This is a genomic window from uncultured Dokdonia sp. (assembly GCF_937910895.1).
In the GTDB taxonomy this organism is placed as follows: domain Bacteria; phylum Bacteroidota; class Bacteroidia; order Flavobacteriales; family Flavobacteriaceae; genus Dokdonia.
The window spans coordinates 1-17,113 of record NZ_CALEMI010000028.1 but is presented as its reverse complement, the minus strand read 5'-3'; the positions used below and the strand labels follow the sequence as shown (position 1 = coordinate 17,113).

General features: G+C 35.0%; 16 protein-coding genes. 15 read left to right on the top strand and 1 reads right to left on the bottom strand.

Annotated features, from left to right (window positions below):
• Positions 1–231: 231 nt before the first annotated feature.
• From rplM to tsf, 4 genes are all read left to right on the top strand, one after another.
• On the top strand, positions 232–687 hold the full coding sequence (gene rplM / locus Q0505_RS03040; protein ID WP_299208640.1) for a 50S ribosomal protein L13: 456 nt from the start codon (positions 232–234) through the stop codon (positions 685–687).
• Positions 687–1,073, top strand: coding sequence for a 30S ribosomal protein S9 (gene rpsI, locus Q0505_RS03035; protein WP_299208638.1), 387 nt, complete (start codon positions 687–689; stop codon positions 1,071–1,073). The genes rplM and rpsI overlap by 1 nt, the downstream gene beginning before the upstream one ends.
• Positions 1,074–1,289: 216 nt before the next feature.
• Positions 1,290–2,153, top strand: a complete 864-nt coding sequence (rpsB, locus tag Q0505_RS03030) for a 30S ribosomal protein S2 (RefSeq protein WP_299208636.1) — start codon at positions 1,290–1,292, stop codon at positions 2,151–2,153.
• 121 nt (positions 2,154–2,274) lie between these two features.
• On the top strand, positions 2,275–3,240 hold the full coding sequence (gene tsf, locus Q0505_RS03025; RefSeq protein WP_299208634.1) for a translation elongation factor Ts: 966 nt from the start codon (positions 2,275–2,277) through the stop codon (positions 3,238–3,240).
• Positions 3,241–3,324: 84 nt separating this feature from the next.
• On the opposite strand, the gene Q0505_RS03020 is transcribed toward tsf, so the two are convergent.
• Positions 3,325–4,026 (bottom strand): spondin domain-containing protein, encoded by a 702-nt coding sequence (locus Q0505_RS03020; RefSeq protein ID WP_299208632.1) that lies wholly within the window; start codon positions 4,024–4,026, stop codon positions 3,325–3,327.
• Between the two features lie 257 nt (positions 4,027–4,283).
• Between Q0505_RS03020 and pyrH the strand changes: the two genes are divergently transcribed.
• From pyrH to Q0505_RS02965, 11 genes are all read left to right on the top strand, one after another.
• On the top strand, positions 4,284–4,991 hold the full coding sequence (gene pyrH / locus Q0505_RS03015) for a UMP kinase (protein WP_299208630.1): 708 nt from the start codon (positions 4,284–4,286) through the stop codon (positions 4,989–4,991).
• Between the two features lie 52 nt (positions 4,992–5,043).
• Positions 5,044–5,601: a ribosome recycling factor gene (gene frr, locus Q0505_RS03010; RefSeq protein ID WP_299208628.1), complete on the top strand. Its 558-nt coding sequence runs from the start codon at positions 5,044–5,046 to the stop codon at positions 5,599–5,601.
• 85 nt (positions 5,602–5,686) lie between these two features.
• Positions 5,687–7,804: a DUF5686 family protein gene (locus Q0505_RS03005; RefSeq protein WP_299208626.1), complete on the top strand. Its 2,118-nt coding sequence runs from the start codon at positions 5,687–5,689 to the stop codon at positions 7,802–7,804.
• A gap of 65 nt (positions 7,805–7,869) precedes the next feature.
• Positions 7,870–10,296 carry an efflux RND transporter permease subunit gene (locus tag Q0505_RS03000; RefSeq protein ID WP_299208624.1) on the top strand — a complete coding sequence of 809 codons (2,427 nt, stop codon included), beginning with the start codon at positions 7,870–7,872 and terminating at the stop codon, positions 10,294–10,296.
• A gap of 238 nt (positions 10,297–10,534) precedes the next feature.
• Positions 10,535–11,977: an asparagine--tRNA ligase gene (gene asnS, locus Q0505_RS02995; RefSeq protein WP_299208622.1), complete on the top strand. Its 1,443-nt coding sequence runs from the start codon at positions 10,535–10,537 to the stop codon at positions 11,975–11,977.
• Between the two features lie 116 nt (positions 11,978–12,093).
• A complete protein-coding gene (locus Q0505_RS02990) occupies positions 12,094–12,726 on the top strand; it encodes a hypothetical protein (protein ID WP_299208620.1) in 633 nt (210 codons plus the stop codon).
• Between the two features lie 310 nt (positions 12,727–13,036).
• Positions 13,037–13,393: a hypothetical protein gene (locus tag Q0505_RS02985; protein ID WP_299208618.1), complete on the top strand. Its 357-nt coding sequence runs from the start codon at positions 13,037–13,039 to the stop codon at positions 13,391–13,393.
• 85 nt (positions 13,394–13,478) lie between these two features.
• On the top strand, positions 13,479–14,270 hold the full coding sequence (locus Q0505_RS02980; protein WP_299208616.1) for an ATP-binding protein: 792 nt from the start codon (positions 13,479–13,481) through the stop codon (positions 14,268–14,270).
• Positions 14,263–14,892: a response regulator transcription factor gene (locus tag Q0505_RS02975; protein WP_299208614.1), complete on the top strand. Its 630-nt coding sequence runs from the start codon at positions 14,263–14,265 to the stop codon at positions 14,890–14,892. Before Q0505_RS02980 ends, Q0505_RS02975 begins: the two co-directional genes overlap by 8 nt.
• A gap of 104 nt (positions 14,893–14,996) precedes the next feature.
• A complete protein-coding gene (rpoN, locus tag Q0505_RS02970; RefSeq protein WP_299208611.1) occupies positions 14,997–16,448 on the top strand; it encodes an RNA polymerase factor sigma-54 in 1,452 nt (483 codons plus the stop codon).
• A partial coding sequence (locus Q0505_RS02965) for a hypothetical protein (protein ID WP_299208609.1) occupies positions 16,448–17,113 on the top strand: 666 nt, incomplete at its 3' end. The genes rpoN and Q0505_RS02965, both read left to right, overlap by 1 nt.

Sequence of the window (17,113 nt, the reverse complement as noted above, 5' to 3'; positions counted from 1 at the left end):
ACATTTACAAAGCACGCTATCTAGAACAAGACCTAGACAAACACTGCCTTTAAGTATAAATAAACAAAATAAAAGAATTAAAACGTGTCCTATATATAGTACCTACTTTTGAGCTTACAAAAACCCCGTAAAATATTGCATCTTGGCTATTTGTGTAATCAATAATTAATTGTACTTTTGCAGACCGTTTTTACACGGGAAAATTGGAATGTTTAATTTAAATTAATTAGTGTGGACACATTAAGTTACAAAACAGTATCTGCAAACAAAGCTACCGTAAACAAGGAGTGGGTTTTGATAGACGCTGACGGACAAACGCTAGGGCGTATGTCATCTATCGTAGCTAAGTTTTTACGCGGTAAGTACAAAACTAACTTTACACCTCATGTTGATTGTGGAGATAACGTTGTTGTTATCAATGCAGAAAAGATCAACTTAACAGGGAGTAAATGGACGGACAAATCATACATCCGTCACACAGGATATCCTGGTGGGCAGCGTAGTCTTACAGCAACAGAACTCTTCGATAAAGATCCTGCTCGCATCATTGAGAATGCAGTAAAAGGGATGTTACCTAAAAACAAATTAGGGAGTGCTTTATTTCGCAATTTGAAAGTGTATTCTGGCGCAGAGCACGGACAAGAGGCACAAAAGCCAAGAACAATTAATCTTAACGAAATTAAGTAATGGAAGTTATTCACAAAATCGGTCGTCGTAAGACCGCTGTAGCACGTATATATCTTTCTGAAGGGAAAGGAAATATTACTGTGAACAAAAAAGACATGACTACATACTTCCCTACCGCTACGTTACAGTACAAAGTAAACCAACCATTAGTCTTAACTGAAAATGATGGGAACTTTGATATTAAAGTAAACGTATTTGGAGGTGGTATTACCGGTCAAGCAGAAGCAATTCGCCTTGCGCTTTCTAGAGCAATGTGTGAACTAGATCCTGAAAACCGCAGCATCCTTAAACCAGAAGGTTTATTGACTAGAGATCCAAGAATGGTAGAGCGTAAGAAATTCGGACAGAAGAAAGCTCGTAAGAAATTCCAGTTCTCTAAGCGTTAATATTTGCAGAGTACCTATGTTGAACTTGTTTCAGCAACTCTTCAAAATGACAAACAATTACTAATCGAGATACTGAAATACCTTCAGTATACATGTTGTCGTGGCTTGGTTCGCTTTCGCGAAAGCGTAAAAAGGATCAAGGTTAGTTTAGCATCTAAACCTCGTCGAGTACGAAGTTGCTAATTTAAGTCCAACGGAACGTAAACTATTACAAAAATGGCAAACAACATAGAAATAAAAGAATTACTTGATGCGGGTGTACATTTTGGGCACCTCACAAGAAGATGGGATCCAAATATGGCACCGTATATCTATATGGAGCGTAATGGCATTCACATCATTAACTTATACAAAACAGCTGCAAAAATTGAAGAGTCTTCAGAAGCTCTTAAAAAAATAGCAGCTTCAGGTAGAAAAATACTCTTTGTAGCTACCAAAAAACAAGCAAAAGATATCGTAGCAGACAAAGCTGCAAAAGCAAACATGCCTTACATCACAGAAAGATGGCCTGGTGGGATGCTTACCAACTTTGTTACGATTAGAAAGGCAGTTAAAAAAATGCAAACCATTGATCGCATGAAGCAAGATGGTCGTTTTGATACGCTTTCTAAGAAAGAAAAACTACAAATGAATCGTCTTCGTGAGAAGCTTGAAAAAAACTTAGGATCTATTGCAGATATGACACGTCTTCCAGGTGCATTATTTGTTGTAGATATTAAGCGTGAGCATATCGCGATTAAAGAAGCGCAAAAATTAAATATTCCAATATTTGCGATGGTAGATACCAACTCTGATCCACGTCAAGTTGATTATCTTATACCATCTAATGATGATGCTTCAAAATCTATCGATAAAATTGTAGGATATGTATCTGATGCAATTATAGAAGGTCTTGGAGAGCGTAAAGCTGGAAAAGATGCTCAGGCAGAAGGAAAAGACGAAGTTGCTCCTAAGAAAGCAAAAGCGCCTAAAACAGAAAAAGCAACTCCTGCACCTGAAGAGAAAGCTGCTCCTGCTGCTCCTGTAGAAAAAGCAGAACCAGCCAAAGTAGAAACTGCTGCAAGCGAAGAAGAAGAGTAAATAACATTTTCATTATATAAAAAAGTCGTTTAGTTCCTTTCTTTGCAGAAAATAAACTGGACGACTTTTTAATTTAATTAATAAATTCCCATCTTCATGGGAATATAACCACAAGATTATTATGGCAAAAATTACAGCCGCAGACGTAAACAAGCTTAGAAAATCTACCGGAGCCGGTATGATGGATTGCAAAAAAGCATTAGTAGAAGCAGAAGGTGATTTTGACAAAGCAATTACTATCCTTCGTAAGAAAGGACAGAAAGTAGCTGATCAAAGAGCCGACAGAGATTCTAGTGAAGGTGCTGTTGTTGCAAAAATTAATGATGACAACACTAGAGGGGTTGTTATTTCTTTAAATTGTGAAACTGATTTTGTTGCAAAAAATGATTCTTTTGTAGCAATGGCTAATCAAATGGCAGCAATCGCTTTAGGAACAAACTCAAAAGAAGAATTACTCGCATCAGACTTTGAAGGTATGACCGTTGCTGATAAATTGATCGAGCAAACTGGTGTTATCGGAGAGAAAATTGAAATCGGAGGTTTTAAAACATTAGAAGCTCCTTTTGTAGGTTCTTATGTACATGGTAATAAAATTGGAGCTTTAGTAGGTTTATCTGCTGCTACCGATGCTTCTGCAGAAATTGCTAAGTCTGTATCTATGCAGGTGGCATCTATGGGAGCAACTACATTATCTTACAAAGATTTTGATCCTGCTTTTGTAGCATCTGAAACAGAAGCAAGAATTGCAGCTATAGAAAAAGATAATATAGAATTAGGTCGTTTAGGTAAAACACTTAAAAACGTTCCTGAATATATCTCTATGTCGCAGCTAACTGATGATGTTCTTGCAAAAGCTGAGGAAGCTATCAAGGCTGAATTAAAAGCCGAAGGGAAACCAGAGCAAATCTGGGATAAGATTGTTCCTGGAAAATTAGAGCGTTATATCTCAGATAATACAACGCTTGATCATGAGAAGTGTCTTCTTGATCAACGCTTTATTATGGATGATAGTGTTACTGTTGCAGATTATGTAGCGAGTAAAGGAGATCTTGAAGTTGTAGCGTTTGAAAGAGTTTCGTTAGCTTAAAAAAAATAAACACACCTATAAAAAAAATGCGCTCTATTTCTAGAGCGCATTTTTTATGCTTATACAAAAATCTAAATTATTTTATCAATTAGCTCTTTCTATAGTAAGATTTGCTACAGGCTCAGTAAGCGGGTTACCGTTTCCAAAAGGAGCACCATCATACAAGATAATTGCCGCGTTTTCTACCCCATCATTTGCCTCATAGGTATCTCCAAGAATTACGCCAGCATCCAAAGGACGTAATTCTATTTCTTCTATGTCTATCAATGTTTCTCCATTAACTACATTAAAAGAGCTTACTCCTAAAAACCAATCTGGACTAGGGTTCATTCTTGCTAAAAAAGTAATCCTAGTACGTGTTGGAGTTATAGAAATAGACGTGCTAGTCGTAGCTTGAGGTCCTGCCATTCCTGCAGTAACTACACTAAACAATCCATCTCCCTCTTCACCTAATGATGTACTTATAAAACTAGAAAGTCCTTCCACATCCCCAGATTGCGCATATAATGCCATTCCTTGTGATGCCAACTGCCCTATAGTAAACACCGAAACCTCAGGTGCATGTGTTATTGCTATAATAGTTCCAAAGGAAGCATTTGTAGGATAATCTTGAGGGTTATTTGCTTCTGTAAAATTTGTTGTGAATGTTAAATCATAAGAAGCACTGGCTTCTGGTAATCCTGGACCTGTTGGTCCTCCAACATCTGGTCCTCCATCATCATCTCCTCCACAGCTAATAAGAAAAGAAAAAACAATCAGATAGCTTAGTTTACATAATTTGTTCATAGTTAATGTGTGCGTTTTAATTTTAATAAATATTTTGGAAAATAGTATGTGCATAGCTACACAGGTATATATTTTAAGATATAAATATAATAAACTTGTTACTTCCTAAAGGTAAGAGTTTATAATAGTTTACATAAAATAGCTTATTAATCATATATATCATAAAAACCAATTGTCATTATCACATCAATCTTGCTTAAAAGAATTTGTTTAAAAAAGTACCATAAGCACTATATTTGCATAATCTTTTTCAACCTATGACATACAAAAGAATATTACTTAAGTTATCTGGCGAATCTTTAATGGGTGATCGCCAGTATGGTATAGACCCTAAACGCCTATCTGAATATGCCGCAGACATTAAAAAAGTGATAGCCACTGGCGTACAAGTTGCTATTGTAATAGGTGGTGGGAATATTTTTAGAGGCGTCGCTGGAGCTAGCAAAGGAATGGATCGTGTTCAAAGCGATCACATGGGAATGCTAGCCACTGTAATCAATGGGCTTGCATTACAAGATGCGCTAGAAGATGCCGGTATTCCCACGAGACTTCAAACAGCTATACGAATAGACGAAGTAGCAGAACCTTTTATAAGAAGAAGAGCCATGCGCCATCTAGAAAAAGGCCGTGTAGTTATTTTTGGAGGAGGTACAGGCAATCCATATTTTACCACAGATTCTGCTGCTGTTTTACGTGCTATAGAGATAGAAGCGGATGTGATTCTTAAAGGAACACGTGTTGATGGAATTTATAATGTAGATCCTGAAAAAGATAGTGATGCCATAAAGTATGACCACATCTCTTTTGATGATGTTCTACGCAAAGGACTAAAGGTAATGGATACTACAGCTTTTACATTAAGTCAAGAAAACGAACTTCCAATTATTGTTTTTGATATGAATAAGCCGGGTAATTTATTAAAAGTAGTTACCGGAGAACAAATAGGAACCACAGTTAACCTATAAATTAGTATATGGCGTAGTTTTTGTTAAATTGCGTTTTAAAATATTTTTTATTATGAATGAAGATATTCAATTTATATTAGATAGTACTAAAGAATCCATGGAAGGTGCTATCACACATCTTTCTAAAAGATTATTGACCATTCGCGCTGGAAAAGCAAGTCCTGCTATGCTTCAAGGTATTATGGTAGATTATTATGGCAGTCCAACACCGTTGTCGCAAGTAGCCAATGTAAATACTCCTGATGGACGTACCATATCTATACAACCTTGGGAAAAATCAATCATTGGAGCTATAGAACGTGCTATTATCAATTCTAACTTAGGTTTTAATCCTATGAATAATGGTGAAAATGTCATCATAAATGTACCACCACTTACAGAAGAAAGACGTATAGATCTTTCAAAACAAGCTCGGGCTGAAGCCGAAGAGGCTAGAATTGGAGTGCGTAATGACAGAAAAAATGCTAATAATGACCTAAAGAAACTAGAAGATACTTCTGAAGACGCCATTAAAAATGCAGAAATTGACGTGCAAAATCTAACAGATATTTACATTCAAAAAATAGATAATACACTTGCTACAAAAGAAAAAGAAATTATGACCGTTTAATTAAGTAGACGATCGTTAAACTAATACAAAAAGCGACCTTTTTCGGTCGCTTTTTTAATACATTTGAACATACTACACCTTTTTTATGTATAAAATACTTGCTGTTTTATTATGTATACAATCTGTTTCTTTTGCGCAAACCGAATCTTCCAAAACTGCAGAGGAAATTATACAAAAAGCTATCTCATTAAGAGATACCAACGATCCGCGAGTTGTTCTTTCTAATTATACATACACTAGTTATGAAAAAACAATTATCACTGATAGTTTAAAAACAAGCACGCACAGTTATCTTTCAGAAAAAGTAAGTACTACTAGCTACACAGAATCCCAAGGTTTTATTGAGAACGTTATAGGTTTTCAATTAGCAGGATTTAAAAAAATAAAATACGAAGTACTCGCCGTAAACCTACAATCACGTTCTTTTTACGATGAAGATTTTGTTATTTTTAATACCCGATATGCTGGTATTTTATCTAAAAGAGGTGTCCGAAATTACATTTATACACTTATTCCTTCTACTGTTGAAAACGAAATACATATTTCTTTCACTCCAAAAAGACCAAAGGCAATACCTGGGCTTTCAGGAGTCATGGTATTAGATAAAGAAAAGCTTGCTATAAAAAATATACAGGTAAGCTTAGACGACGCTATTAAAATAAAGCTCAACCAATCTTATATTTTCAATAAAGAAGCAAACCTTTACTTACCAGAAAATAGAGTTCTTTTTATTGATAAAGGAAACAGCGACAGACGTCTCTCTTTTTTTGGAGGACGCATTTCTATAGGCACACTGCAAGAAGAAAACCTAGAAGAAATGATTACAAAAAAGTATCTCGTTTCTACAACCAGTAATAGTGATTTTTCGCTTAAAGCGAAAGAAACAAAAACACAACCCTTTGCGATTACTATAGAGCCTTATGCTACAGAACAACCACCTAGTTTCTGGCAAACGTATCGCTTAGAAAATTTAACCAAAAAAGACGAACGAAGTTTTTCTGAAATTGAAAGAATTATCAATGCAGAAAATATTGAACGTCGTCTGGGAACTATCAATAATTTTAGTATTGGGTATTATAGCGTTAATTTTTTTGATTTTGATCTTACCTATCCTGTAAAATTTAACAACTTTGAAGGATTACGCCTAGGTCTTGGAGGTGTGACTAATGAAAGTTTTTCTAAAGACTTTCGTATAGAAGGCTATGGCGCTTATGGTTTTAAAGACCAAGAAATAAAATATGGTGCAGGAGGTGGTGTATTACTCAACGCAAAAAAAGATGCATGGATAAGTCTAACCTATAATAGTGATCTAGAGGAAGTAGGAAACTACGCATATCTTACGGATCGGCGCGTATATTCGCTGTTTGAACCAAGACTTGTTAACATTAATCTTTTTTACAAACACCGAACTACCCGTACAAATCTTGAATACCGCATCGCGCCAAAATTACTTTCTGAATTTCAAGTAGCGCATAGACGTATAGAACAAACAACACCATATCGGTATATTAAAGATGGTGTAGAAATAAGTAATTATGATATTACAGAAGCTACTGCTGGCATACGATGGAGTCCACGAAGTAAGTTTATGAAAACAGAAGCTGGTATCAATGAAGTATATGATGGGTATCCAAAAGTAACTGCACAAATTTCTCAAAGTATAGATGGCTTAGAAGGAGATTTTAATTTTACAAAAATAGGCGCTAAGGTTTTTTACAGATTAGACAGACTCAATAAATCTGCTACAGAACTTCTTATAGAAGGAAATATAGGATTTGGAGATCTACCTATCACACACTTATTTCAAGCATATCCTAATGCCCCTACAAAAGAAACCATCTTACAACGTTTTTCAGTTGCTGGGGTAAATAGTTTTGAAACCATGTTTTTTAGTGAGTTTTTCTCAGATAAACTTGTTACAGCTCAACTTAAACATAGGCTTGCCCCTTTTAATATAAGCAAGAGTTTTAAGCCAGAAATGGTATTTATAACACGCTTTGCCATAGGAGATATCCAAAATCCAGAAGATCATTTGGATATTCAATTTGGCTCCTTAAAAAAAGGATATACAGAATCTGGCTTTGAAATCAATAAGTTAATCTTTGGATTCGGAACAAGTCTTACGTACAGATATGGTGCATATCATTTACCTAATTTTGAAGATAATATCGCCTTTAAGTTCACCTTTAATCTACAACTTTAGAAAAATATCATACCTATCGGATTTTCTTTAATAAAAGAATACCTTTGCTACCGTAAACAGCAGTAATGGCAAAATTTTTAAGTTCAGGATTCTGGGAGAGCATTGCACGGCTTATCCTACGTAATAGACCTCTTATTCTTATTCTCATTATAGCAACTACTGTTTATTTAGGATTTCAGTGGCAACACATGCGGTTTACCTATACCGAAGCAAACCTACTTCCAGATGATCATGAAGTCAACCTAGAATACAACAAGTTTCTTGATAAATTTGGAGAAGAAGGAAATCTGATTGTTATAGGGATAAAAAATGATAGTTTATTTACACCTAACCTATTAAATGCTTGGAATAATTTATCTCAAAAAATTGATGAATATCCTGAAGTAACGCTATCTATTTCTCTTAAGGATCTTAAGTTATTAGACAAAAAAGAGAATCCTTCTAGATTTGATTTAAAATCATTTATACCTGACAGTGTTACCTCGACAAAACAGGCATCTGACTATAGAAAACAGCTTTTTAACGATTTACCTTTTTACGAGAATCTCATTTACAATAAAAAGACAGGAACTGTACGATCTGCGATTTATCTTGATAAAACGATTGTAAATACACCAGCAAGAAGAGATTTTATAATCAACGATCTGATTCCGTTAATTGAAAACTTTGAAAAAGAATCTGGTATTAAAGTCCGCACAAGCGGTATGCCTTATATACGTACGCTCAATTCTCAAAATATCATTGATGAAATAGGACTTTTTGTGGGTGCTGCGTTATTAGTCACCTCTTTGCTTTTCTTTTTCTTTTTTAGATCTTATCGAGCGACATTTATTTCTATGATTACGGTTATTATAGGCGTGATGTGGGCTTTTGGATTTTTAGGATTGCTCAAATATGAAATCACTGTACTTACAGCGCTTATCCCTCCCCTTATTATTGTAATAGGAATTCCTAATTGTATCTTTTTGATAAATAAATACCAGCATGAGTATAAGATGCATGGTAATAAAATAAAAGCCCTACAACGGGTGATTACTAAAGTAGGAAATGCTACGTTGATGACTAACATCACAACCGCATCTGGATTTGCTACGTTTATACTTACCGAAAGCTCTTTACTTAAAGAGTTTGGAGTTGTTGCTAGTATTAATATTATAGGAATATTCCTATTATCATTATTAATCATCCCTATTTTATACAGCTATATGCCACCTCCAAAAGAGCGGCATTTAAAGCATTTAGGTAAAAATTGGATTGAAGGATTTGTAAATTGGACAGAGCGTATGGTTAAAAATCATCGTATTGCTATTTACATCGTTAGTGTTGTCTTATTAACAGCCAGTATGATTGGTATTAATCAAATACGTGTTTCTGGAAGTCTTATCGAAGATATGCCAAAGAATACCGCCTTTTTTAAGGATATTAAGTTTTTTGAAGAGGAGTTTGATGGTATTATGCCATTAGAGATTTTGATAGATACCAAACGTAGTAAAGGCGTTATGAAACTGGCTACCTTAAAACGTATGGACGAATTAAGTCAGGTGATAGAAGAGCAACCTGAATTATCAAAACCTGTTTCGGTAGTCAATTTGGTAAAATACACTAAACAAGCTTTTTACAATGGCTCGCCCAAATACTACCAATTACCCAGCAGTAATGAACGTAATTTTATTCTCCCATATACCAGTAGTTATTCTGAGCAGACCAACCTTATGGGAGCTTATGTAGACAGTACTGGGCAATATGCCCGAATCACTACCTTTATGAAAGATATAGGCACTGACAAAATGGAACGTGCCGAAGAAAACCTAAGAGCTAAAATAAAAACCTTATTTCCCGAAGATCGATATGAGGTGACTCTAACAGGAAAAGCGTTGGTTTTCCAAAAAGGAACTAATTACCTCGTCAACAACCTTGTTATTAGTCTATCGCTTGCAATTCTCCTAATTGCCCTATTTATGGCTTGGATGTTTCGATCTTTCAAGATGATTCTGGTATCTCTGATCCCTAATTTACTTCCTTTACTAGTAACAGCAGGTATGATGGGCTTCATAGGAATCCCTATAAAACCATCGACGATACTTGTGTTTAGTATTGCCTTTGGGATCTCTGTAGACGACACCATACACTTCTTAGCTAAATATAGACAAGAACTACGCGCAAGCAAATGGAAAATCAAAAAGTCTGTATATGCCTCCTTACGTGAGACAGGCGTGAGTATGTTTTATACGTCTATCGTGCTTTTCTTCGGATTTTCCGTATTTATGATTAGTAGTTTTGGAGGTACGGTGGCATTGGGAGGACTGGTCAGTGCTACATTATTATTTGCTATGTTAGCGAATCTTTTATTACTTCCCTCTTTATTGCTTTCGCTAGAACGTAGTATTGCAAATAAGGACACTCTAAAAGAACCTGCGCTTCAAATTATCACAGAATTAACAGAAGAACAGGAAATAGAAAATAATCAAACTAAAGACGATACGATACAGTAGTTATTTCCAGATAGATCTAAGCTAGATTGATGATTTCTTTGTGCGCTTTCGCGAAAGCGTATAACCTAAAATTCCCTTCCTAAAATAAGATGTCAATTTCAAAACATCATTTATATTTGCCTATCCTAATCAACTACTTGATATGTCTCAAAAGAATTGATTAGAAAACACCATTAAAATTTCAACTCAGAAAGTCGGAGTTATCAAACCCACTGGTGAGAATTAAAATTAAAATACTATGACCTATATACCTGTAATCGATCTTTTAGCCAGTGATGCTATACATCAGGATTTCACTGTAAAAGGATGGGTTCGCTCGTTTAGAGCCAATCAGTTTATTGCTCTTAATGATGGATCTACCATTAAAAATATACAATGTGTTGTAGACTTTGAAAACATGGACGAAGCACTTTTAAAGCGTGTCACTACAGGAGCGGCTATTGTTGTGACTGGTGTTCTTGAAGAAAGTCAAGGAGGAGGACAGCGTGTAGAGATCAAAGTAAAAACGATACATATTGAAGGTGATGCCGATCCGGAAGAGGTGAAACTAACCATCTTATCTCCTAAGCGTCACACCCTAGAAAAGCTTCGTGAACAAGCACATTTGCGTGTGCGCACCAATACATTTGGCGCTATCATGAGGTTGCGTTCTAAGCTTTCGTATGCCGTACATCACTATTTTAATGAGCATGGTTTTTACCAAGCACATACACCTCTAATTACAGGGAGTGATGCAGAAGGTGCTGGAGAAATGTTTCGCGTAAGCGCATTAGACCCAGAAAACCCACCCAAAAAAGAAGACGGTAGCATTGACTACAGTCAAGACTTTTTTGGAAAAGAAACCAATCTTACGGTATCTGGGCAGTTGGAAGCAGAGACATACGCTTTAGGTCTAGGAAAGGTATATACGTTTGGTCCAACCTTTAGAGCAGAAAATAGCAATACCTCACGTCACCTTGCAGAATTTTGGATGATTGAGCCAGAGGTTGCTTTTAATGATCTAGATGCCAACATGGATCTCGCTGAAGATTTTATTAAGTATGTAATAGGTTATGTATTAGAAAACTGTCAAGATGATTTAGAATTTCTAGAAAATCGATTGGAAGAAGAAGACAAGAAAAAACCACAGGCAGAACGTGCAACGATGTTATTGCGTAAGAAACTTGAGTTTGTAATTAGCAACAATTTTAAACGTGTAAGCTATACAGAAGCGATTACGATACTGCGTAATAGCAAGCCTAACAAGAAAAAGAAATTCAAATATATCATAGACGAGTGGGGTGCCGATTTACAGAGTGAGCACGAGCGTTATCTCGTAGAAAAGCATTTTGAATGTCCTGTCATCCTTTTTGATTATCCTGCAAACATCAAAGCGTTTTATATGCGTTTAAATGAAGATGGAAAAACGGTGCGTGCGATGGACATTTTATTCCCAGGTATTGGAGAGATTGTAGGGGGATCGCAAAGAGAAGAGCGTCTTGATGTTCTTAAAGAAAAAATGGCTGCTTTGGATATTCCTGAAGAAGAGTTATGGTGGTATCTGGACACTCGTAAATTTGGCACTTGTGTTCACAGTGGCTTTGGGCTTGGTTTTGAGCGTTTAGTGCTTTTTGCAACGGGTATGACTAACATACGTGACGTGATTCCTTATCCTAGATTTCCTGGGCATGCAGAATTTTAATCAGGTGTTATACAACATCAAAAAGGGGCTTTCGCCCCTTTTTTTTTGCGATTACTACACGTATCATTGTAACTTACAAGAAATTCACATTCATAACCACTAAACCAAAAACAATTATGAAAATTTTTAATTTTATGATTCCCCTATTTATTATGGCTGTATTGCTTGTTAATTGCAAGGGGGATCACACTAACAATCAGGATGATGACAATGACGGACCATCGACTGTTGTAGCGCCTGATATGATCATACCTATAGAAAAGGGTGCTGAACTCTTCTATAATTACAGAGAAAACAGAATTACTTTAATTGAAGAGGCTGAGAATAGTGATTTGCCAGAAGGAGTAGAACCCTATCTAGCGACTACTTCTGTTACGTTTGATTTTGAAGAATTAAAACAATACATGAAGTATATAGAGAAACAAGCTAAAAAGTCGGAAACAAGAATCAAAGGATTACGCGTGTATTTAGGGCAGTATTCTGACACTAAAAATGAGGAACATCCTAGAGCAGAAACAGTTTTCTTTAATCCCACCATGAAAAAAGGTGGTGATGAAGTAGCATTTGCTATACAACATCAAAATGGGAATAACGTTGCTGTTCCGGTAGGAGAACTATTAGACTACAACAAAAAACCTGCGGGTCGCTCTAATTTAATCTTAACAGTACAAGACTCTATTACTAGCCTTGCGGGGAATGATGGTCATAGGAGACCTCCTCCAATGAATAATAATGATGGAGATTACTAAAACATTCATGAATAGAAAATAGATGTTATTATACATAATAGACATAATTCAAATACTAACAGTTATAGTATCATCTATTTTCTATTATAAGTATAGGTATAGCCCTCTTAAATATATTTGTTTCTATTTATGGTATGCAACTATAAATGATCTTACAATAGGTTACTATCTTGATTACATATTAAAAGAAACAGATTTTTTATATAATATCCGACAGATACTACTCTTTGCATTAATTTACTATATACTAAAAAAAAATATACAAAAACAGATAAGAAGAAAAGTTATAGATTTTTTATTTCTTATTTATTTGACAACATTACTCATTGAAATAGTCTTTTTTAAAAATTTTATTTCAAACTATTTACCATTATCCTATTTCACAGGAGGACTCGTATCTCTTTTAGGAATTATGTATTATGCTATTGAACGACTTCAAAGTGAAGATACAACTCCTATCCAAAAAGATTTAACCGTTTGGTTTTTAATGGGTAACTTAATTTTCTGGATAGGATACTTACCTGTATATATTATATTAAATAATTATACCTACTTTCATGAAGATGTAATAAATAGTTTAATAGTTTTAAAAAAAATATTTATTATAGTCCAAAATATTATTTTTATTTTTGGTTTTATTGTGTCAGGAAGAGTCAGAAAAAGTTGAATCTTTATATGTATGAATAAGAGACTTTAACCCTAGTTAAAAGATATTTACAAACTAGTAACTTGCTCCATCACAAACGTGATTTATGACACAACCTCAAGGAAATAATACAGTAATTTTAATATTAATAGGCATCACTATCCTATTATTATTATTGATTGTAGTTGGGGTATTATTTTCTGTATTTATAAAACGTAAAAACGAACTTCTTTTAGAGCAGCAAACGTCTCAAAAACGTTTTGAACGAGAGATTGCGGAGTCACAAATAGAGATTCGGGAAGAGACCTTACGTAACATTAGTTGGGAATTACACGATAATATTGGGCAGTTATTAACGCTTGCCAAAATACAGACGCAAAACTCTGGAGGTGATCAGGTGCAATTAGACGAGGCTGCAAATACTATTGGAAAAGGGCTTAGAGAAATACGGGCATTATCCAAGCTTATTAATCCTGAGGCATTGAATAATATGACACTCGTAGAGGCACTCAAGCTTGAATTAGACCGCTTTAAACGTATGGAGTATCTTACCACCAGTTTAAGCGTTACAGGCGTGCCTACTACTATCGTAGATAAAAAAATTGGAACGATCATCTTTCGGATGTTTCAAGAATTTTTTACCAATACGATTAAACATTCTAAAGCAACACATCTGGACGTTTGTATCACATACACTAAAAAAAGTCTAGAGATTAAAGCAAAAGACAACGGGATAGGTTTTGACATCGCTTTCGCGAAAGCAAAAAATGGCATAGGCCTCTCTAACATAGCATCTAGAGGAAAACTAATTGGCGCTAAAATCAATATTACGTCTAATGAGGGAGATGGCACTGAGATGCATTTATTATATCCATCAAAAAACAATAGACATGAATAAACTTGTAGTAGTAGACGACCATACACTCCTCTCACAAGCCATAAGCGGACTTGTCAACTCTTTTCAAGATTTTGAAGTGTTGTATACCTGTAAAAATGGTCAAGAGCTTATAGATCAACTTGTATTTGAAAATAAACGTCCAGATATTGTCCTGATGGATGTGAATATGCCTATTATGGATGGCATAGAAACCACTGCCTATCTTAAGGAGCATTATCCTAACATTAAAGTATTAGCGCTTTCTGTAGAAGAAGAAGAGCGTACTATCCTAAAAATGCTTCGTGCTGGCGCTAGAGGATATTTACTTAAAGATACTGAAAAATCAGTGTTAGAAAGCGCCCTAAAAGAACTCATAAGTCAAGGATTTTATCACACCAATACCGTAGCACAAATCTTAGTGAGAAGTCTTAATGAAGAAAGCTCGCTGACACTTAAAGAAAGAGAGTTAGAATTTATAAAACATGCGTGTACAGAAATGACCTACAATGAGATTGCAGATTGTATGTTCCTGAGTCCTAAAACAGTGCAAGGATATAGAGACAGTGTGTTTTCTAAACTTAATTTAAAGAATAGGACAGGGCTTGTGATCTATGCGATTAAACATGGGTTGTTTAAACCATAGCAAAACCTCTTAGTGTGTATTATTTTTTCAGTAGCTGCTGTAATTACCTATTCTATGGTAAAATATAACGCTATGATCTTCTCCCTTTTGCTTATTTTTGTTGTATGTTAAAACAACAACTCAATTTTAAACTTTCGCAAAAGCTGTCTCCTCAACAAATACAGTTGATGAAACTTATTCAATTGCCTACCCAAGCCTTTGAACAAAAAATAAAACAAGAGCTTGAAGAAAATCCTGCATTAGATAGCGGGAAAGAAGAAAATAAGGATGAGTATGATGAGTTTAGCAACACAGAAGAAGATTTTGGAAACGAAACTATAGAAACCGAAATTAATGTAGATGAATATTTAAGTGATGATGAGACACCAGATTATCGTCTAAGTGCCAATAATTATAGTGCAGATGATGAAGACAGACAAATCCCTTATGCGTCTGGCACTTCATTTAATCAATATCTAAAAACGCAACTCAATACATTTCGATTATCTCAAGAAGAGCGAGATATCGCCGAGTTTATTATAGGAAGTTTGGATGAAAGTGGCTACCTAAGAAGATCTTTAGAAGACCTAATGGATGATCTTGCTTTTACCCAAAATGTATATACTACCGAAGAAAAAATAGAAGAGGTCCTTTTTAAAGTGCAGGACTTAGATCCTTCGGGAGTTGCTGCACGTAACCTAGAAGAATGTTTGATTATACAGCTTTCGCGAAAGCAGCCTACAAAATCTGTAGCATTGGCTATTGATATTCTTGAAAAATCTTTTGACCATTTTAGTAAAAAACATTACGAAAAATTAATGTCTAAATTTTCTATTTCTGAAGAAGAGCTTAAAGATGCTATTCAGGAAATTGAACATTTAAATCCTAAACCAGGAGGTTCTTATTCTAGTAACACTAGGATTGTAGAGCATGTGGTACCGGATTTTACTATTCGTATTGTAGAAGGAGAATTGGAGCTTTCACTCAATGGGCGGAATGCACCAGAGTTGCGTGTCTCTAGAGATTATAGCAATATGCTGAAAGGCTATAAAGCATCTAAAGAAAAAACGAAAGCACAGAAAGATGCCGTGATGTTTATAAAACAGAAACTGGATGCTGCAAAGTGGTTTATAGAAGCTATTTTACAACGCCAGCAGACATTATTTGTTACGATGAGTGCTATCATGTATTATCAAAAGGAATACTTCCTTACAGGTGATGAGCGTAATCTACGTCCTATGATCTTAAAGGATATCGCTAGCGAGATTGGCATGGATGTCTCGACAGTATCCCGTGTTGCAAATAGTAAATATGTAGATACACCCTATGGTACAAAATTAATCAAAGATTTTTTTAGCGAAAGTATGACCAACGACCAAGGGGAAGAGGTCTCTACGCGAGAAATCAAAAAAATTCTAGAAACTGTTATTGAAGAAGAGGATAAGAAAAAACCGCTTACTGATGATAAATTAGCGAATATTTTGAAGGAAAAAGGATATCCAATAGCAAGACGTACCATAGCAAAATATAGAGAACAATTAGACCTTCCCGTTGCTAGACTCCGCAAACAAATCTAATGAAGTACATTATACGAAGTTTATCTTATATCTTTCATCCCTTATTGATGCCTTTAGCTGGCGTTGTATTATACTTTCAAATTTCTCCTCGATTCTTTACTACTTCTTTTCTCTTTTCAAAGATATTTGCCACTTCTATCATGACAGTTGTCATCCCAATTTTAAGCTATTTTATGCTTAAAAATCTAAACGTAGTTACAGAGATCCATTTAAAGAATGTAAAAGAGCGTCGTTACCCTTTATTATTGCAACTCCTCTTTACCTTTTTATTAATAAATATTGTCTTTAAAGGATATGAGATCCCTGAACTTTATTTTTTCTTTGTTGGTATTTTAGCATCTAGTTTAGCAGCCTTTATATTGGTATTAGCAAAATTCAAAGCGAGTCTTCATCTGATAGGTGTTTCAGGGGTACTGACTTTCATTATTGGATTGAGTATTCATTTTAACCAAAACTTACTAATACTTATTGCACTATTAATTATAGGTTGTGGTGGAACTGCAACTTCAAGATTGGATGCAAAGGCACATACATACCTAGAATTAATTATAGGTTTTTTTGTGTTTTTGAGTATGTCGGGTGTAAGTCAGGTTAATTCCGGTAAAATTGTTTTTGAACGGAAAACAAATTTACTAAAGAAGTATACGGACGATAGAATGAAAGCA